Below are 18,802 nucleotides of genomic sequence, written 5' to 3'. Positions count from 1 at the left end.
GTCCCATTCCGAACCCGGAAGCTAAGCCCCTCAGCGCCGATGGTACTGCACTCGCCAGGGTGTGGGAGAGTAGGTCGCCGCCGGACATCATTCAGAAAGAGCCACCCCACAAGGGGTGGCTCTTTCTGTATGCCCAGATCTTGTTGCTTTGGCGATCTTCCGGAATTCACGGCATTCGGGCCGGGCCGTCGTTGCGCGCTCGCGACGGCCGGGGTGCGCGCCGGCCGTCGTTGAGCTGTCCGCGTGGCGTGGCTGCGGACGCGGCGGAATTGAGGGGCCGGTCCGTGGATCCGCTCAGGGCGCCCCCCCGGGCACCTCCGGCGCACAGGGCGGTGCGGGGATGAGACCATAGAGGTTGCAGAACGATGAGGGGATCTCTTCAGATGAACAGTGACGGCCAAGGATCGCGTCCGGCCAACAGTGGCGCAGGTCGGTTCGGTACGGGTCGCGACCCGGTGGGGCGCGACCGGGCAGGTGCGAGCAGTGGCGGCGCGCGTCCACGACGCGTGGCGGGTACGAGTTCTCGGCCGTCTAGAGACGCCGCTGCGGGGCGCACGAGCGCTGCACGCTCGGCAAGCGGGGAGCGGACGTTCGCGCCGCGGACGGAGCAGCGGGGATACAGCGATCGCGCCAACGGCACTGGAGCGGCCCGCTCAAGCGGCCGTACTGGAGATGGGTCACGGTCGAGCTCACGCTGGGATGATCGTTCGACGGGCCGTTCCTCCAGCGATGCTGACGCCTCGCGTCGTCGGGACTCCCAGGCGCGAGGCTCGGCCGCATCCTCGGGGTACCAGGGACGGCCCGATCGGCCGGCCGCCGGAGCCCGTGCGTCTGGCGATCGGCCTGATCGTTCTGGTGGCGAGCGTCGGACCTTCGGCGATCGATCGGAGCGCGCCGGGTCAGGCGACAGCCGGCCCCCGGCGGGCCGTGGATTCCGTCCTGCGTCAGCTGACCGCCCCAGCGCTGATCGCCGTTCCTTCGGGGACCGCCCGGATCGTGCGGGTCGGCCGGACAGTGGTGAGCGTCGTTCCTTTGGTGACCGCAGCGAGCGTCCCGCATCGGGTGACCGTCCGTTCCGCCCGGCGACTGGTGGGCGCCCGGCGTTCGGGGACCGCCCGGATCGACCTGTCACCGGTGATCGGCCCGCAAGCGCCGACCGCCGCGCCGACTTCGACCGTCCAGATCGGTCGGAGCGTCCGGCGACGAACGACCGTCGTCCAGCGACGAACGACCGCCGGCCAGCGACAAGTGACCGCCGGCCATCGGGAGACCGTCCGTTCCGTGCTGCTGCTGGCGACCGTCCCGATCGCGGCACTGGAGCGGCCCGGCGCCCAGAGAGCGACCGCGGCGAGCGCACGTACGCGCCGCGTGGCGACGAGCGGTCCAGCGCGCGGTTCGGTGAGCGCCCCGAGCGGGCCGCAACGTTCCGCGGTTCGCGTGACGAGCGACCCGCGCGTGACGAGCGACCGGCGCGTGACGACGTCCGGGCGAGCCGCCCGCCGCAGCCGGACCGCGTGGCAGCACCTCAGGTCCCGGAGGACGTGCTGTTCTCGGACCTGGACCGTGACGTCCGGGCGCGGTTGCGAACGCTGAGCAAGGAGAACGCCGAGAACGTCGGGTTGCACCTCGTGATGGCGGGTCGGTTGCTCGACACCGACCCCGAGCTGGCCTACGAGCATGCCCAGGCTGCCGTCCAGAGGGCTGGGCGGGTGGACGTCGTGCGCGAGGCCGCTGGGCTCGCTGCCTACCGCACGGGTCGTTTCGCCGAGGCCTTGCGTGAGCTGCGCACCGTTCGGCGGCTCAACGGGTCGTCCGAGCACCTGGCCGTGATGGCCGACTGCGAGCGTGGGCTCGGCAGGCCCGAGCGCGCCCTCGCGCTGGCGGACAGCCCAGAGGCAGCCGAGCTGCCTGCCGACGTCCAGATCGAGCTGGCGATGGTGGTCAGCGGAGCCCGTCTCGACCTGGGCGAGCCCGAAGCAGCCGTAGCAGTCCTCGCCTCTCCGTCCGTCCGGGCCGTCACCGGGCCGGTGGCGGCGCGGGTCGCCCAGGCTCGCGCCACAGCCCTCGAGGCTGCGGGGCGCCCGGAAGCCGCTGCGGCCGAGCTCGCGGTGTTCTCGCCCGACCAGCTCGCGCAGGCTGCGGGGGACGTCGCCGAGGACGAGGACGACATCGTCGCCTTCGATCTGGAGGACGAGTCGGACCAGCAGGCCGACCAGACCGGCGACGACGACGCTGGCCTTGAGTCAGACATCGTCGCGGACGGCAACGACGACGAGGAGGACTCTGGCGACGAGCCGGCCGACCTGGGCGGGTCGTCGGCCGTGAGGTCGAGCGGGGTGTCCTACGGCGCCGCGACTGCGACGGAGACCGAGTGGGAGGACGAGGCGTGACGGCGGGGCTGCTCGGCAGCGACATACCCCTCGCCGACCGGTACGACGTCGGGCTGGTCGACCTCGACGGGGTGACCTATCTCGGGCACAAGCCGATCGACGGGGCGGCGCAGGGCTTGGCGGAGGCCCGAGCCCGAGGGATGAGGCTCGTGTTCGTCACGAACAACGCGTCGCGTGAGCCCGAGTCGGTCGCCGGTCAGCTGACGGAGCTCGGGATCCCCGCTGAGCCGTCGGAGGTCATGACGGCGGCCCAGGCCGCCGCGCAGGTGCTCATCACACGGCTCGCGCGCGGCTCGAAGGTGCTCGTCGTCGGGGGAGCGGGGCTCAGGACGGCGGTGCGCGCTGTCGGGCTGACGATCGTGGACTCTGCGGACGAGGAGCCGGCCGCCGTCGTGCAGGGCTTCGCGCCTGAGGTGGGCTGGGCTCAGCTGGCGGAAGCCGCGTATGCGATCGAGCGTGGCGCCTGGCACGTCGCCAGCAACCTCGACCGGAGCCTGCCGACCGCTCGTGGATTCGCGCCGGGCAACGGTTCGCTGGTCCTGGCCGTCCAGTCGGCGACGGGTGTCGTTCCGGACAGCGCCGGCAAGCCGTCGCCTGCCATGTACCGCATGGCGGTCGAGCGCGTCGGCGGGAGTGCGCCGCTGGTGATCGGGGACCGACTCAACACCGATCTGGCCGGCGCGCGCGCAGGTGACTATGCGGGGCTGCACGTCCTGACCGGAGTGAGCTCGGCCCGCGACGATGTGCTGGCGATCCCGGGCGAGCGTCCCCACTACATCGGCGCCGACCTGCGGTCTCTGCTCGTGGCGCACCCGGAGCCGGCCCGGGGTGCCGAGGGCTGGTGGACGTGCCGCGAGGCCGGCGCGCGGGTCGTCGGTGGACGCCTCGAGCTCGCCCGCACGACGGGCACCGGGGTCGAGGCTCGCGTCGACGTGGTCAGGGCGGCGTGCGCTGCAGCCTGGGCTGCGGTTGACGCAGGCGATGTCATCGACGCCACCTCAGTGCCCGAGCTCGGTGTGGACAGCGACGGATTCGTCGTCGCAGCCGGGTAGCGTGGGCGTGGGCCTGGCGGAGATGCGGGCTCGTGACAGGCCCATGGCTGATCGACGTCTCCGCGCCGAGCTTCGGCCTGGCCATGCAGACGCAGGAAGGACGCCGGTGAACGGTTCGGACGAGGACGCGCGCGACGGCAACGTTCCGGCAGGCAACGTGCCGGCGGTGGCTCCTCACGGGGACCGCTCCGCGACCGGAGACGACGCCGTCGACGAGGCGCTGACGCGACTCGCGACGCTCGACGGAGCCCCGTTGGCCCAGCATGTGGCGGTGTTCGACGCGGTCCACGCGGCACTCCAGGACCGGCTCGCGGACACTGAAGGCTGAGCCCACGTGACGACGCGACTCGACACCGAGCTCGTTCGGCGCGGCTTGGCGCGCTCCCGGCGGCACGCCGGCGAGCTCATCGCCGCAGGGCGGGTGGCCGTCGACGGGGCGCCGGCCCAGCGCAGCGCGATGCCGCTCGCTGCGGAGCAGAGCGTGACGGTGACGACCGACGACGACCCCGGGTATGCGTCGCGCGCCGGGCACAAGCTGGCTGGTGCGCTGGACGCGTGGGGGGCGGAGGGTCCCGTCGTCGACGGCCGCGTGTGTCTTGACGCAGGAGCGAGCACCGGTGGGTTCACCGACGTGCTGCTCCGGCGCGGCGCTGCGCGGGTGGTCGCGGTCGACGTCGGGCACGGGCAGCTTGTGGCGGCACTTCGGGAAGACTCGCGCGTGGATGCTCGGGAGGGCGTCAACGTCCGCTACCTGGAGGCGGGCGCCGTAGAACCCGCGCCCGGACTTGTCGTCGCCGACCTCTCCTTCATCTCCCTGACGCTCGTCCTCCCGTCGCTCGTTGCGGTCGCGGCTCCGGGCGCGGATCTCGTCGTGATGGTCAAGCCTCAGTTCGAGGTGGGCCGCGATCGGCTCGGGTCCGGTGGCGTCGTGCGCGACGCGCGGCTGCGGGCCGAGGCGGTCATGGCTGTCGCGCGCGCCGCGGCGGCCCTCGGGCTGGTGGTCGAGGGTGTGGTGACGAGCTCGCTGCCGGGGCCCAGCGGGAACTTCGAGTACTTCCTGTGGTTGCATCGCGGCTCCACGTCCGATACGGAGGAAGCGGTGCGATCGCGCATCGAAGCCGTCGTCCAGAGCACGGAAGGGGTTCCGTCATGACTCGGCGCGTGCTCGTGGTGACCCACAGCGGCCGCGAGGAGGCGGTTGCCGCTACGGCCGAGGCGGTCAAGGCTCTCGACGGCGCCGGGTTCACCCCGGTGCTCGCGACCGACGACAGCCACGCCGAGAACGTCGGGGAGCTCGAGCTGGCCATCGTGCTGGGCGGCGACGGCACGATCCTGCGAGCCGCCGAGCTGACGCGGGGGCTCGGCGTGCCGTTGCTGGGCGTCAACCTCGGCCACGTCGGCTTCCTCGCCGAGAGCGAGCGAGAAGACATCGGCGAGGCCGTGCAGCGCCTGGCGATCGGCGACTACGAGGTCGAGGAGCGCGGGACGCTCGACGTCCGGGTCCTCCTGCCGGGGGTCGAGACACCTGTGGTCGGTTGGGCGCTCAACGAGGCCACGCTCGAGAAGGGTGATGCGGCGCGCATGGTCGAGGTCGCGCTCGAGGTTGACGGGCGTCCGTTGTCGACGTTCGGGTGCGACGGGATCGTCGTGGCCACGTCGACCGGGTCGACGGCCCACGCGTTCTCGGCGGGCGGCCCCGTCGTGTGGCCCGACGTCGACGGGATGATCCTCGTGCCCGTCGCGGCGCATGCCCTGTTCGCACGCCCTCTCGTCGTCGGGCCGTCGAGCGTCCTGGCTCTCGAGGTCGTGCCGCGTTCTCCGGCGCATGGCGTTCTCATCTGTGACGGGCGTCGCCGCGTCGACCTGCCGATCGGCTCGCGTGTCGAGGTCCGACGCAGCGACGTGCCGGTGCGCCTCGCGCGGCTGGCCCAGGCACCGTTCGCTGATCGGCTGGTGCTCAAGTTCCAGCTGCCCGTGGACGGGTGGCGCGGCCGCGGCGGGTCGCCCGGACGGTCGAGCTGGCGCAGCGTCGAGCGGGAGGTCTGAGGTGCTCGAGGAGATCCGCATCGAGAACCTCGGCGTCATCGGTCGTGCCCACGTGACGCTCGGTCCTGGCCTGACCGTGCTGACGGGCGAGACCGGCGCGGGCAAGACCATGGTGCTCACGGGCCTCAACCTGCTCCTCGGAGGCAAGGCCGACCCCGCAACCGTCCGGAGCGGTGCCACTTCGGCTGCCGTCGAGGGCAGGGTCATGGTGCCCGGAGACTCCCCGGTGCTGGCCAGGGCGTCCGAGGCCGGCGCGCAGCTCGACGACGACGGTGGCCTTGTCATCGTCCGGACCGTCGGAGCGGCCACCGCCGACGGCCCGGGACGCTCGCGTGCGCATCTCGGGGGTCGGTCGGTGCCGCAGGGCGTGCTCGCCGAGCTCGCCGACGACCTCGTGACGGTTCACGGCCAGGCCGACCAGGCTCGGCTGCGGTCACCGTCACGACAGCGCGAGGCACTCGACGCCTTCGCGGGCGGTGCGCACGCTCTCGTCCTGGCTGAGTACCGTGAAGCCTGGTCCCGGCGGCAGGTCGTCTTGGCTGAGCTCGCCACCCTCACCGACCGCGCACAGGACCGGGCCCGCGAGGCCGAGCTCTTGCGCCTCGGCATCGCCGAGGTCGAGCGTGTCGACCCTCAACCGGGCGAGGACATCGTCCTGGGGGCGGAGATCGAGCGGCTGTCGTACGCCGAGGACCTGCGCACTGCGGCGAGCGGCGCCCACGCTGCCCTCGTCGGGGACGACGGCTCCGACGTCCCGGAAGCCCTGGCGGCGAGTGCCGCCGTCGAGCAGGCGCGCCGGATGCTGGAGCAGGCAGGTGCGCATGACGTGTCGCTCGCGGCTCTTGCGACGCGCGTGGCCGAGGCCGGCTACCTGCTGGCCGATGCCGCGATCGAGCTCTCCGGTTATCTGCAGGATCTCGCCGCCGACCCGGCGCGGCTCGAGGCGGCACAGCGGCGGCGCGCCGAGCTGACGTCGCTGACGCGCAGCTACGGCGCTGACGTCACCGCGGTCCTCGCGTGGGCCGACGCCTCGGGACGACGCCTGCTCGAGCTCGACGGCGGCGACGAGCGGTTGGCGGCGCTTGCGGATGAGCGCGATGCGCTGACGGCACGGATCGCCGACGCGGGGGCACGGGTCTCCCGGGCTCGTGCCGAGGCGGCCGAGGTGCTCGGCAGCACCGTCTCGGCCGAGCTCACGGGGCTTGCGATGGCCGGGGCGCAGCTGAGAGTTGAGGTCGAGCCTGCCGACGCGCCAGGGCCGCACGGCCTCGACCGGGTCGAGATGCTCCTCGTCCCGCACGCGGGGGCACCGGCCAGGCCGCTCGGCAAGGGCGCGTCCGGAGGCGAGCTCTCACGCGTGATGCTCGCGATCGAGGTCGCCCTCGCCACCGCGCCCGGCGGAGGCGATCACCGGCCGGGCACGTTCGTGTTCGACGAGGTCGACGCCGGCGTCGGTGGCAAGGCGGCCGTCGAGGTCGGCCGACGACTCGCGATGCTCGCCCTCGACTCCCAGGTGCTTGTCGTGACGCACCTGGCCCAGGTGGCCGCGTTCGCCGACCGGCACCTGGTCGTCACGAAGTCGCAAGCGGGTGGGGTCGATGTGGTCACCGAGTCGGACGTGCGCGCCGTCGTCGGGCCGGACCGGGTCCGGGAGCTCGCGCGGATGCTGTCCGGCCAGGAGGACTCCGAGGCCGCTCGTACGCACGCGGCTGAGCTCCTCGAGCTCTCCGGCGTGGGACGATGATCGGCAATGAAGCTTTCCCTGCGCAGACGCGCCACCGTTCCTGACCTGCCCGGAGTCTCCGGACCTGCCCGCGTCGACCCGCGAACGAAGGCGCTGACCAAGCGGCTGAGCGCTGGCGACATCGCGGTGATCGACCACCTCGACCTGGACCGCGTGTCGGCCGAGGCGCTGGTCGCGTGCAAGCCGATCGCGGTCCTCAACGCGGCTCGATCGACGTCGGGGCGATACCCGAACCTCGGGCCGGAGATCCTGCTCCACGCCGGGATCCCGCTGATCGACGATCTCGGCCCCGACGTCATGACGATCCTCGAGTCCCACGTCGTGCGGATCGACGAGGGTGCGGTGTACGACGGCGAGAAGCTGGTCGCCGAGGGTGTGGTTCAGACCCCGGAGACCGTGCGCTCCAACATCGAGGACGCGCGGGCGGGTCTGTCCGTGCAACTCGAGTCCTTCGCGGCCAACACCATGGACTACCTCCGTCGCGAACGTGACCTGCTCCTCGATGGCGTCGGGGTGCCCGACATCACCACGCGGATCGACGGTCGGCACGTCCTGATCGTCGTGCGCGGATACCACTACAAGGACGACCTCGTCACTCTGCGGCCGTACATCCGGGAGTGCCGGCCCGTCCTCATCGGTGTCGACGGCGGAGCCGATGCCATCCTGGAAGCCGGCTGGACTCCAGACCTCATCGTCGGGGACATGGACTCGGTCTCGGACCGCGGGCTCAGGTGCGGTGCCGAGATCGTCGTGCACGCGTACCGCGACGGTCGCGCTCCCGGCCTCGCGCGCATCGAGCAGCTGGGCGTCCCGCACGTCGTCTTCCCGGCCACGGGGACGAGCGAGGACGTCGCGATGCTGCTCGCGGACGACAAGGGCGCCGAGCTCATCGTGGCTGTCGGCACCCACGCAACGCTCGTCGAGTTCCTCGACAAGGGACGCTCCGGCATGGCGAGCACGTTCCTGACCCGGCTGCGCGTCGGCGGCAAGCTCGTCGATGCCAAGGGTGTCTCGCGCCTGTACCGCACCCGCATCTCGAACCTGCAGCTCACGCTGCTGTCGCTCGCGGGCCTCCTGGCCCTCGTGGTCGCGCTCGCCGCCACGCAGTCGGGGCAGACGCTGCTCGGACTGTTCGGCGCCCGCCTCGACGACCTGTACTCGTGGATCCGCACGCTCCTCGGCCTCACGCGATGAGCCGGACCATGCCCGCACCCGACCGAGAGACTCTGCTGTGATCGACTTCCGTTACCACATCGTCTCGTTGATCTCCGTCTTCCTCGCGCTCGCCGTCGGGATCGCTCTAGGCGCGGGCCCGCTCAAGGAGACGATCGGCGACACGCTCACCGGTCAGGTCAAGGTGCTGCGGGCCGAGAAGGACGCGCTGCGCAGCTCGCTGGACACCTCGAACGCGGAGCTGTCCGACGCGAACGCGTATGTCGCGGCGGCGGCGCCCGGTCTCCTGGCCGGCGCGCTGTCGGATCGCCGGGTCGCGGTCGTCGCGCTCGGCGAGCTGTCGAAGGACGACGAGGCAGCGATCGAGGCTCAGCTCACCGCGGCAGGCGCGACCGTCTCGGCGCGCGTCACCGTCGCGACCGCATGGACCGACCCGAACCTGAGCAGCTTCCGCCAGGCACTCGTGGAGAACCTGGCCGACTACGTCTCCCCGGTGCCGGCGGCCGACGCCGGAGTCGAGACCGAGCTGGCCGAGGCGCTGGCCCAGGGTCTGACGCGGTCCGACGCCGCCAAGCCCGATGCGCTCGCCGAGCCGGCGTCGATCCTTCTGGACCTGCTCAGCTCGGGCGACAACCCGCTCATCACCCTGGCGGACCCCGTGGCCCTCCCCGCCGACGCGATCGTGGTCGTGGCTCCTCGCACCACGGCTGCCGAGTCGTCGGCGACTCCGGTCGCCCAGGTCGACAAGGCCACCACCGCGGCCCGGGTGGCGATCCTGCGCGCGGCTCAGGACCGTTCGCACGGTGCCGTCCTGGCCGACGGCCCGCGTCTCGACGGCGACCTGACGGGAGTCATCCTGTCGGACGCCGCACTCACGGGCTCGCTCACGACGGTGTCGGGCACCGGCACCATAGCCGGGCAGGTGTCGGTCGCCCTCGCGCTCAACGCGCGTATCGGCGGCGTCAACGGCCACTACGGTTTCGGCAAGGACGAGGTCACGATGCCCGTGCGCGTGGCTCTCCCGGGCGTCGACCGGACTGCGCAGGTGACCGCGGAGATTCCCGTGGTGCCTGACGCCCCGCCGGTCGTCGGCGCGACCCCCGGAACGAAGGGATGAGCATCGGTGCCGCTCGCCGAGTGACGACCGCCGTGGTGGCCGCGACGGCGAGCCGCGCCGCGCGAGGGCTGCTCGACGCCGAGCCTCCCGGCGGTCAGCGACGGTGGACTCGGACGAACCACCGGGGCGAGCCCGTGAGCCTCCTCGCCGGGCCGGCCACGGCCGCGGGGCTGCTCGTGTCTGGAGCTGTCGGCGCGCCGTCGGTGCGCGGGGCGGTCGCGACCACGATCGCCACGACCACGGCGGCGGTCTTCGGCGTGATCGACGACCTCGAGGAGGACGCAGCCGAGCGAACCAAGGGCCTCCGGGGTCACCTCGGCGCCCTGGCTCGCGGCCATGTCACGACCGGCGGGTTGAAGGTGCTGGGCATCGGCGCGGGTTCGCTCGTCGCTGCCGCCGTCGCGACCCCGACCCGCGGGCCGGACGGCTCTCGGCGCTCGGCAGCCGGTTGGCTCTTCGACGTCGCGACCTCCGGTGCTCTCGTCGCGGCCAGCGCGAACCTGGTGAACCTCCTCGATCTGCGTCCCGGCCGGGCGCTCAAGGCGACGGGGCTGGCGGCCGTACCCATGGCCGTCGCCGGTGGCGCGGGCGCGGGCGTCGCGGCGGCCATCGTGGGGGTCTGCATGGCCGGCCTGGAGTCCGACCTCGACGAGCGCGACATGCTGGGCGACGGTGGGGCGAACGCGCTCGGCGCCGCGCTCGGCGCAGCAACAGTGCTCGACGCACCCCGACCGGTCAGGCTCGCGCTGCTCGCCTGGGCGATCGGGCTCACGCTCGCGAGCGAGAAGGTGAGCTTCACCGAGGTCATCGCCACCACGCCCGGTCTGCGGGAGCTCGACGCGTGGGGACGACGCCCGGCAGCGTCGACCGGGCGCCCGGCGACGTGAACCTCAGCGACGTGCACCCCGGCGACGTGAACCCCAGCGCGCGGCGGGCGTTCGCCGGCCTCGCCGGCGCCGCCGTCATGATCTCCGTCATCACGATCTTCAGCAGGCTGCTCGGCTTCGGGCGAACGATGGTGTTCGTCCACACGGCCGGTGCCACGACGGTCGGCGACGCCTACTCGGTGGCCAACACCCTGCCGAACGTGCTGTTCGAGGTCGCCGCAGGCGGTGCGCTCGCTGGCGCGCTCATCCCCGTGATCTCGGGCCCGTTGGCCCGTGGGCTGCGCGGCGACGTCGACCGCATCGCCTCCGCGGTGCTGAGCTGGGCACTTCTGGTGCTCAGCATCCTCGCCGTGGCGCTCGTCGCTCTGGCACGTCCCGTCGCTGGCGCCTTCGTCACCGTGGCGGGGGCCGAGCGTGACCTCGTCGCTCAGTTCCTCGTGGTCTTCGCCGCGCAGATCCCGCTGTACGGGATCGCCGTCGTCCTGTCCGGAGTGCTCCAGGCGCAGCGCCGGTTCTTCTGGCCGGCTTTCGCTCCCGTGCTCTCGAGCGTCGTCGTCATCAGCGCCTACCTCGCGTTTCGGTGGGAGGTGGGTCGGGCCGGACTCACGGTGTCCGGCTCTGCGGTGGGCGACCTGCCGCCTGCCGCTCTCGCCTGGCTCGCCTGGGGGACGACGGCGGGCGTCGCAGCGATGAGCCTGCCGTTGTTCGTCCCGACGTGGCGCTCCGGGATCCGGCTGCGCCCGACCCTGAGGTTCCCGTCCGGCGTCGCGCGGCGGGTGGGCGGCCTCGCCGTCGCCGGTGTCGGCGCGCTCCTCGCGCAGCAGGTCTCGATCCTCGTGGCGGCTCGGCTCGCCAAGAGCTACGGCACCGAGGGCACGTATGCGACGTACCTCAACGTGATCCAGTCGGTCTACCTCCTCCCGTACGCGGTGCTCGCGGTCCCGCTGGCGACGAGCACGTTCCCCCGACTGGCCGGGCGCGCGGCGGCGGGTGATCGCGACGGCTACGCACGGATGGCCGCAGCCACGACGCGTGCGGTCCTCGTCGCGAGCGGGGTAGGGGCGGCCGCGCTCGTGGCCGCGGTCCCCGGCGTCGTGGACGTCTTCCTGGCGATCGCGGACGGCGACCGCACGCTGGTCGCGTCGATGGGACCGGCACTCACCTGGGTCGCACCGGGACTGCTCGGCCTCGGGCTGATCTTCCACGTGTCTCGGTCGCTGTACGCGCTCGAACGCGGACGAGCGGCCGTCCTGGCGACGAGCCTCGGGTGGTTGACGGTCGTCGTGGCGTCGGTCGTCGCGTGCAGGCTTGCCGTCCCGGACGGCCGTGACGGGCCGGCGACGCTCAGCGCGCTCGCGATCGGCACCTCGATCGGGATGACCGTGGGGGGCGCGGCGTTGCTCGTCGCGCTGCGCCGTGCAGGGGGGCCCGGGATCGGGGCCGGGCTCGCACGAACCCTGACAGTCCTCCTCCTCGCGGGGGCAGCGGGGTCGATCGCCGGACGCTGGACCGTCGACACCGTGCTCACGATGGTCGGCAGCGGCGTCGTGGGGGCGGTCGGCGCTGCTGCCGGTGGCGCCTGTGTCGCTGTCGCTGTCGTCCTGGGCGCCACCTGGCTCGCGGACCGCTCGACGTTCACCGGCCTGCTCTCGCCCGGTCGGCGCTCCGGCAGCGAGCGACCGCTCGAGCCGACCAGGTCCACCGATGGCTGAGCGCGTCGAGCACCCGACAGTGCACGCGTCGCACCGGGTGCTGATGATCGTGGGGCCCGCGGCTGGAGGGATCGGCGCGCACGCTGCGAGCCTCGTCCGGGGCCTGACAGGCGAGGGCTGGCAGGTCGTCGTCGCCACGGCGGCGGTCACCGCAGCACGGTTCGATCTCGGCGCGCACGTCGAGGTGACCTGGCCTGGTCGGCGGCCGGTGGATGCCTGGCGGACGCTGCGCCGGCTGCGGCGTCTCGCCTCGGGGGCCGACGTCGTGCACGCCCAGGGGCACCAGGCGGGTCTGGTCGCGCTCGCCGTGACCGCATGCTCCGGCCGGGACGCTCCGCCCGTGGTCATCTCGTGGCACAACGCGATCCTGGGCTCGGGCCTGCTGCGCCGCGTCCGCACGCTGCTCGAGCGGGTGCAGGTGCGGCGCGCGGACCTCGTGACCGGGGCGTCGCGGGACCTCGTCGAGCGGGCGAGGTCCCTGGGCGCGCGGCACGCGGAGCTGGCTGAGGTCGCGGCCCCCGCAGCCGACGCGCCAGCCCTGGACAGGGCTGCGGCGAGGGCGCGGCTGGCCGAGGAGCTGGGGATCGACCCGGCCGACGACTGGCTGCTCACGGTCTCGCGCATCGCGCCGCAGAAGAACCTCGATGTCCTGCTCGACGCTGCCAGGCTCGCGCGGGACCGGCACGGTCGTGCCCCCGGTCGCGGAGTCGCGTGGCTCGTCGTCGGAGGCGGGCGGCCCGACCTGCTGGTTTCCCTGCGCGGGCAGGTCGCGGCCGACGCGACCCCGGTGCGGTTCGTGGGTGCGCGCAGCGACGTGCCGACGTGGATGGCCGCCGCCGACGTCTTCGTGCTCCCGAGCGCGTGGGAGGCGCGCGCCCTCGTCGTGCAGGAAGCTCTCGCGGCGGGCCTGCCGATCGTGGCGAGCGAGGTCGGCGGCCTGCCGGACCTCGTCGCGGACGCCGGGGTGCTCGTGCCGGTCGGGGACCCGGGCGCGCTGGCCGACGCCGTCGTCGGGCTGCTCTCCGACCCTGAGCGGCGTGCGGCGCTCGCAGCCGCGGGCCGGCGACGCTGGGCCGCGCTGCCGCACGAGGCCGAGGTGCTCGACGAGTGGACGGCGCGCTACCGCTCGATGCTGTGAGGTCCGACTCGTCGCGCCGCGGGGTGGGGTCAGGCGGCCGTACGGTAGAGTGAAAGCCCGTGGCAGACCGAGCAAATCGACTTCCCGGGCGGTCGGACAATACGACCCGGCACATCTTCGTCACCGGAGGCGTTGCCTCCTCTCTGGGCAAGGGCCTGTCGGCCAGCAGCCTGGGACGACTCCTGCGATCGCGTGGCCTGAAGGTCGCGATGCAGAAGCTGGATCCGTACCTGAACGTCGACCCGGGCACGATGAACCCGTTCCAGCACGGCGAGGTCTTCGTGACCGAGGACGGTGCCGAGACGGACCTCGATGTCGGTCACTACGAGCGGTTCCTCGACGTGAACCTCGTGGGTTCGGCGAACGTGACGACCGGGCAGGTGTACTCCGAGGTCATCGCCAAGGAGCGGCGCGGGGAGTTCCTCGGCGACACGGTCCAGGTCATCCCGCACATCACCGACGAGATCAAGTCGCGGATGCGCGCGCAGGCACACCCGGCTGTCGGCGACGCCCCGGACGTGATCATCACCGAGATCGGCGGCACGGTCGGCGACATCGAGTCGCAGCCCTTCCTCGAGGCAGCACGTCAGGTGCGCCGTGAGCTCGGCCGCGACAACGTGTTCTTCCTCCACGTCTCGCTCATCCCGTACATCGGCCCGAGCGGTGAGCTCAAGACCAAGCCGACGCAGCACTCGGTCGCCGCGCTGCGCTCTATCGGCATCCAGCCCGACGCGATCGTGTGCCGGGCCGACCGGGAGGTCCCCGAGTCCGTCAAGCGCAAGATCGCCCTGATGTGCGACGTCGACTCCGAGGCCGTGGTGACGGCCGTCGACTCGCCGAGCATCTACGACATCCCGCGCGTCCTGCACTCCGAGGGTCTGGACGCCTACGTCGTCCAGCGGCTCGGCCTGCCGTTCCGTGATGTCGACTGGGCCGACTGGGACGAGCTGCTGCGACGCGTGCACCAGCCTGCGCACCGCGTCGAGGTCGCGCTCGTCGGCAAGTACATCGACCTGCCCGACGCCTACCTGTCGGTCACGGAGGCGCTGCGGGCCGGCGGCTTCCACCACGACGCGAAGGTCGTCATCCGCTGGGTCACCTCGGACGACTGCCAGACCCCCGAGGGGGCACGGCTCGCGCTCGAAGGCGTCGACGCCGTGCTCGTCCCGGGTGGCTTCGGGGTCCGCGGCATCGAGGGCAAGCTCGGAGCGCTCCGGTGGGCCCGTGAGCAGCTCGTGCCGACGTTGGGGATCTGCCTCGGCCTGCAGTGCATGGTCATCGAGTACGCGCGGAGCGTCCTCGGGCTGACCGGCGCGTCGTCGTCAGAGTTCGACGACCACCCCGCCGACCCGGTCGTCGCGACGATGGCGGAGCAGCTGGCGTTCGTCGACGGTGGTGGCGACCTCGGTGGCACGATGCGGCTCGGTGCGTACGACGCGATCCTCACGCCCGGCTCGGTCACGGCCGAGGCCTATGGCGCGACGATGGTCTCGGAGCGTCACCGTCACCGCTACGAGGTCAACAACGCCTATCGCGGCAAGCTCGAGGCCGAGGGCATGGTCATCTCGGGGACCTCTCCGGACTCGTCGCTCGTGGAGTTCGTGGAGCTGCCGCGCGAGACCCACCCGTACTACGTCGGGACGCAGGCGCACCCCGAGTTCAAGTCCCGGCCGAACCGCGCGCACCCGCTGTTCATCGGTCTGATCGGTGCGGCGCTCGCACGGCGCGGTACCGAGGAGGACTGAGGATGAGCGACGCGCCGTCCGACCAGGTGGCGGCGCGTCCGCTCTCGGACCACACCCTGATCCACGCGGGCAAGATCTGGGACATCGTGAGCGATGTCGTGGACCTCGGCCCGACGCAGGTGCTCCGCGAGTACGTCGACCATCCCGGTGCGGTCGCGATCATCGCGGTCGACGAGCAGGACCGGGTCCTGCTCGTCTCGCAGTACCGGCACCCCGTGCGGTCGGAGCTGTGGGAGCCGCCCGCGGGTCTGCTCGACGTCGCGGGGGAGCCTGCGGTGGTCGCTGCGGCGCGCGAGCTGGCCGAGGAGGCTGACCTGCGGGCGGACACGTGGCATGTCCTCGTGGACTTCTACACGACGCCGGGCGGGTCGAGCGAGCGGATCGAGGTCTTCCTCGCGCGCGGTCTGCACGAGGTCCCCGAGGACGAGCGGCACGTGCGGCTCGACGAGGAGGCCGACATGGTCCCGGTGTGGGTCCCGCTCGACGATGCGGTGGATGCCGTCCTCGCGGGTCGGCTGCACAGCCCGACGGCGGTTGTCGGCGTCCTCGCGGCGGCGCGAGCACGCGAGCGAGGCTGGGACGCACTGCGTCCTGCGTGACCGCCCGCGCGCACAGGCAGGCGGTCAGTCCGTCGCGGTCGCGGGCACGACGACACCGCGGGTGCGCAGCGACAGCACGAACCAGGTGAGCGACGCAGTCAGGAGCACGGCTCCGAGCATGTGCAGTCCCACCAGGACGACGGGCAGCCCCGTGAAGTACTGCACGTAGCCGATGACACCTTGCAGCAGCGTCACGGCGAGCAGCCACAGACCGGCCCGGCGGGTCGGGCTCGGTGCGGCCGTCCGGTAGAGACCGACCAGCACGACCGCGAGGACCGCCACGAAGAGCCACACGACACCGGCGTGCGCGCGGGCGATGAGGACCGGGTCGACCGCGAACCGGTAGGCCACCTTGTCGTCGCCGCCGTGCGGGCCCGACCCGGTCACGACGACCCCGAGGGCGAGCAGGGCGACCGCGACGACCGTGAGCAGCCGGGCGAGGCTGATCAGTCGAGGTGCGACGACCGGCAGTGCGGGGCCGTCGCCGACGCGCTCGCGCACGACCAGCACCGTCGACACCGCGACGAGCGCGAGCGAGACGAGCATGTGGAGGCCGACCACCGCGGGGTTCAGGTGGAACAGGACCGTCACCCCGCCGATGACGGCCTGGGCGACGACCCCGAGGACCGGGGCGAGGCCGAGCAGCCGGTAGGACCGCGAGCGCGAGCGGTCGGTCCAGACGAGCACGGCGACTGTCAGCGCGATGGCGGCAAGGAACCCCGTCAGGGTGCGGTTGCCGAACTCGATGAACGGGTGGATCGACGTCGCCTGGTGGATCGCGGGGGTGAACGACCCGGGTTCGCACTGCGGCCACGTCGAGCACCCGAGGCCTGAGCCGGTGAGGCGGACGGCGCCGCCCGTCACGACGAGGACGCCCTGGGCGACGACGTTCACCAGCAGCGCCCTGCGGGTCCAACGCCGCCGGCGGTCGAGACGATCGGTCGGGGGCTCGGTCACTGACGTGGTGCTCACGGGGCCAGCGTAGGGCCGGCGCCCGGGCGCCGGTGCCACCGTGAGCCAGCGCCGACGACGGTCAGTGCCACCGGAACAGTCGGGCGGCCGCCCAGGCCAACACCGCCGTCCACACCAGCAGCACGCCCACGGACCATGCCGGGAGCGCGCCGTGCAGCAGCGCCCCGCGCAGCGCCTCGCCGAGTGCGCCCGAGGGCAGCAGCCGGGCGACGTGCTCGAGCGGGCCGGGAAGCTGGGAGGCCGGCACGACCACGCCGCTGCCGACCGCGAGGAGGACGAGCAGGAGGTTCGCGCCGGCGAGGACCGCCTCCGCGCGCAGCGTCCCGGCGACGAGGAGCGCCAGCGAGATGAACGCTGCGGTGCCGAGCACGAGCGCGACGAGGGCGAGCGGGATGCCGGCCGCGACGGGTCGCCACCCCAGGGCGAGGCCGGTGCCGCCGACGACGACGACCTGGACGGCCTCGACCGCGGCGACCGCGAGGAACTTCCCGGCAAGCAGCCCGCGGCGGCCGAGCGGCGTGGTGGCGAGCAGGCGCAGCACGCCGTTGCGCCGGTCGAACGACGTCGCGATCGCCTGGGACGTGAAGGCCGTGCTCATCACCGCGAGCGCGAGGACCCCGGGCGTGACCACGTCGATGCGCGCCGCGCCGTCGGTGGCGAGCTCGACGACACCGCTGCGGGCGAGCCCGACGAGCACCAGGACAGGCAGGAAGATCGTCACCAGGAGCTGTTCGCCGTTGCGCAGGATCATCCGGGTCTCGAACGCACCCTGCGAGACGACCCGACGCCAGGGGGCCGCGGCCGCCGGTGCGGGTGAGGCTGCCGTCAGCGTGCTCATCGAAGACTCCGTCCGGTGAGGTCGAGGAAGACGTCCTCGAGCGTGCGACGTCCGACCCAGATCCGCGTCGCGAGGACGTCGCCCTCAGCGCACCATGCGGCCAAGGCCGCGACGACGCCAGGGTCGACGTGCCCGGTCGCGACGTACTCGCCGGGGGACTCCTCGGTGACGCTCACCGACACCGGGTGAGGCAGGCCGCCGGCGGGGACCGCGGCGTTGAGGCGTGCGCGGATCGCGCCGAGATCCAGACCCTCGACGGCACTGAAGTGCAGCGCGCGGTCGTCGTCGGCCGCGACCAGCTCGGCGACCGTCCCCTGGGCGATCACGGCACCGTGGTCGACGACGACGACGCGGTCGGCCAGCGACTCCGCCTCGTCCATGAGGTGGGTCGTCAGCACGATCGCGACACCCTCGTCGCGCAGCTCGCGGACGAGGTCCCACACCGCGTGCCGCGACTGCGGGTCCATCCCGGCGCTCGGCTCGTCGAGGAAGACGAGCTCGGGCCGCCCGACGAGCGCGATCGCGAGCGCGAGACGCTGGCGCTGCCCGCCCGAGAGTCGCCTGACGGTCGAGCGAGCGAACGACGCCAGCCCGAGCCGGTCCGTCAGGTCCGTCACGTCACGGGGGTGGGCGTACATCGTCGCGACATGCTGCAGCATCTCGAGCGCGCGGACCCCCGTCGGCAGACCGCCGTCCTGGAGCATGACCCCGACGCGGGGGCTGAGCGCGCGTGCGTCGGAGCGCGGGTCGAGGCCCAGGACGCGGACGGTGCCGCCGTCCGGCACCCGCAGGCCTTCGCAGCACTCGATGGTCGTGGTCTTGCCGGCGCCGTTCGGTCCGAGGACCGCGGTGATGCGCCCGGCGTCGGCGACGAGATCGAGCCCGTCGACGACGGCGCGACCGTCATAGCGCTTGACCAGGCCACGGATCTCGACGGCGGGGGAGTCGGGCACGGTCGCGAGTCTAGGCGCCCTCCCCATGAGCCTGGTTCCTGTTGACCTCTCTGGTGAGGGTCACCTTGGTTGCGCGGAACGAATTGCGACACAAGGATGTTGTCAATATCGAGCGGGCGCGTCTGCGCGCCCTTCCGATAACGAGCGCCCCGACCGGGCGAGCGGCGGACCACCGGATCCAGCAGGAGGTGTGCATGAGCGTGACGCTGCCCGACGTGCGCCCGACCAGCTCCGGCGCGCCCGACTCCGGCGAGTCCGAAGCCGGGACTCGCCTCCGCGTCCTGCAGCTCATCGCCGCCGACGGACCCGTCTCGGCCGCCGATATCGCGCACGAGCTCGACCTGACTCCCGCCGCGATCCGCCGCCACCTCGGTGTGCTCGAGGGCACCGAGCAGATCTCCGTGCACGAGGGATCCCCAGGGCTGGGCCCGGCTCG

At 72.7% G+C, this 18,802-nt stretch carries 17 protein-coding genes and 1 rRNA gene; 15 read left to right on the top strand and 3 right to left on the bottom strand.

Annotated features, from left to right (window positions below; genetic code table 11):
- From rrf to VFW79_RS16350, 14 genes are all read left to right on the top strand, one after another.
- Positions 1-86 (top strand): 5S ribosomal RNA (gene rrf, locus VFW79_RS16415); the annotation flags it as partial.
- 1,428 nt (positions 87-1,514) lie between these two features.
- On the top strand, positions 1,515-2,390 hold the full coding sequence (locus VFW79_RS16410; RefSeq protein WP_329678356.1) for a hypothetical protein: 876 nt from the start codon (positions 1,515-1,517) through the stop codon (positions 2,388-2,390).
- Complete coding sequence (locus VFW79_RS16405; RefSeq protein WP_329678355.1) at positions 2,387-3,442, top strand: HAD-IIA family hydrolase; 1,056 nt, start codon at positions 2,387-2,389, stop codon at positions 3,440-3,442. Before VFW79_RS16410 ends, VFW79_RS16405 begins: the two co-directional genes overlap by 4 nt.
- A gap of 106 nt (positions 3,443-3,548) precedes the next feature.
- Positions 3,549-3,770, top strand: a complete 222-nt coding sequence (locus VFW79_RS16400; protein WP_329678354.1) for a hypothetical protein — start codon at positions 3,549-3,551, stop codon at positions 3,768-3,770.
- Positions 3,771-3,776: 6 nt separating this feature from the next.
- Positions 3,777-4,595 (top strand): TlyA family RNA methyltransferase, encoded by an 819-nt coding sequence (locus tag VFW79_RS16395; protein ID WP_329678353.1) that lies wholly within the window; start codon positions 3,777-3,779, stop codon positions 4,593-4,595.
- Positions 4,592-5,488 carry an NAD kinase gene (locus tag VFW79_RS16390; RefSeq protein WP_329678352.1) on the top strand — a complete coding sequence of 299 codons (897 nt, stop codon included), beginning with the start codon at positions 4,592-4,594 and terminating at the stop codon, positions 5,486-5,488. Before VFW79_RS16395 ends, VFW79_RS16390 begins: the two co-directional genes overlap by 4 nt.
- 1 nt (position 5,489) lies before the next feature.
- Entirely contained in the window at positions 5,490-7,232 is a 1,743-nt protein-coding gene (gene recN / locus VFW79_RS16385; RefSeq protein ID WP_329678351.1) for a DNA repair protein RecN, read from the top strand.
- A 6-nt stretch (positions 7,233-7,238) separates the two neighbouring features.
- Complete coding sequence (gene steA, locus VFW79_RS16380; protein ID WP_329678350.1) at positions 7,239-8,426, top strand: putative cytokinetic ring protein SteA; 1,188 nt, start codon at positions 7,239-7,241, stop codon at positions 8,424-8,426.
- Between the two features lie 37 nt (positions 8,427-8,463).
- Positions 8,464-9,522: a copper transporter gene (locus VFW79_RS16375; protein WP_329678349.1), complete on the top strand. Its 1,059-nt coding sequence runs from the start codon at positions 8,464-8,466 to the stop codon at positions 9,520-9,522.
- Entirely contained in the window at positions 9,519-10,409 is an 891-nt protein-coding gene (locus VFW79_RS16370) for a hypothetical protein (protein ID WP_329678348.1), read from the top strand. Before VFW79_RS16375 ends, VFW79_RS16370 begins: the two co-directional genes overlap by 4 nt.
- The gene (gene murJ, locus VFW79_RS16365; protein WP_329678347.1) at positions 10,364-12,121 is read left to right on the top strand and encodes a murein biosynthesis integral membrane protein MurJ; all 1,758 of its coding nucleotides are present in this window, start codon (positions 10,364-10,366) and stop codon (positions 12,119-12,121) included. The genes VFW79_RS16370 and murJ overlap by 46 nt, the downstream gene beginning before the upstream one ends.
- Positions 12,114-13,259 carry a glycosyltransferase family 4 protein gene (locus VFW79_RS16360; protein ID WP_329678346.1) on the top strand — a complete coding sequence of 382 codons (1,146 nt, stop codon included), beginning with the start codon at positions 12,114-12,116 and terminating at the stop codon, positions 13,257-13,259. The genes murJ and VFW79_RS16360 overlap by 8 nt, the downstream gene beginning before the upstream one ends.
- Before the next feature lie 59 nt (positions 13,260-13,318).
- On the top strand, positions 13,319-15,004 hold the full coding sequence (locus VFW79_RS16355) for a CTP synthase (RefSeq protein WP_329678345.1): 1,686 nt from the start codon (positions 13,319-13,321) through the stop codon (positions 15,002-15,004).
- A gap of 2 nt (positions 15,005-15,006) precedes the next feature.
- Entirely contained in the window at positions 15,007-15,603 is a 597-nt protein-coding gene (locus VFW79_RS16350) for an NUDIX hydrolase (protein WP_329678344.1), read from the top strand.
- Positions 15,604-15,627: 24 nt separating this feature from the next.
- Here VFW79_RS16350 and VFW79_RS16345 read toward each other — a convergent pair whose 3' ends face one another.
- The 3 genes from VFW79_RS16345 to VFW79_RS16335 form a co-directional block, all read right to left on the bottom strand.
- Positions 15,628-16,575, bottom strand: coding sequence for a COX15/CtaA family protein (locus tag VFW79_RS16345; RefSeq protein ID WP_329678343.1), 948 nt, complete (start codon positions 16,573-16,575; stop codon positions 15,628-15,630).
- Positions 16,576-16,636: 61 nt separating this feature from the next.
- On the bottom strand, positions 16,637-17,413 hold the full coding sequence (locus tag VFW79_RS16340; RefSeq protein ID WP_329678342.1) for an ABC transporter permease: 777 nt from the start codon (positions 17,411-17,413) through the stop codon (positions 16,637-16,639).
- On the bottom strand, positions 17,410-18,366 hold the full coding sequence (locus VFW79_RS16335) for an ABC transporter ATP-binding protein (protein WP_414648013.1): 957 nt from the start codon (positions 18,364-18,366) through the stop codon (positions 17,410-17,412). Before VFW79_RS16335 ends, VFW79_RS16340 begins: the two co-directional genes overlap by 4 nt.
- A 194-nt stretch (positions 18,367-18,560) precedes the next feature.
- On the opposite strand from VFW79_RS16335, the gene VFW79_RS16330 reads away from it, so the two are divergent.
- A partial coding sequence (locus VFW79_RS16330) for a helix-turn-helix domain-containing protein (RefSeq protein WP_329678340.1) occupies positions 18,561-18,802 on the top strand: 242 nt, incomplete at its 3' end.

This window comes from Cellulomonas sp. (assembly GCF_036279715.1).
Classification (GTDB): Bacteria; Actinomycetota; Actinomycetes; order Actinomycetales; family Cellulomonadaceae; genus Cellulomonas_A.
The sequence above is the reverse complement of the archived record's forward strand: the minus strand, read 5'-3'. Positions and strand labels throughout refer to the sequence as shown.

Excerpts from the sequence above, each read along its gene's own strand:
- VFW79_RS16340 (WP_329678342.1), bottom strand. The coding sequence starts at position 17,413 with ATGAGCACGCTGACGGCAGCCTCACCCGCACCGGCGGCCGCGGCCCCC.
- VFW79_RS16350 (WP_329678344.1), top strand. The coding sequence starts at position 15,007 with ATGAGCGACGCGCCGTCCGACCAGGTGGCGGCGCGTCCGCTCTCGGAC.
- VFW79_RS16370 (WP_329678348.1), top strand. The coding sequence starts at position 9,519 with ATGAGCATCGGTGCCGCTCGCCGAGTGACGACCGCCGTGGTGGCCGCG.
- VFW79_RS16390 (WP_329678352.1), top strand. The coding sequence starts at position 4,592 with ATGACTCGGCGCGTGCTCGTGGTGACCCACAGCGGCCGCGAGGAGGCG.
- VFW79_RS16360 (WP_329678346.1), top strand. The coding sequence starts at position 12,114 with ATGGCTGAGCGCGTCGAGCACCCGACAGTGCACGCGTCGCACCGGGTG.
- steA (WP_329678350.1), top strand. The coding sequence starts at position 7,239 with ATGAAGCTTTCCCTGCGCAGACGCGCCACCGTTCCTGACCTGCCCGGA.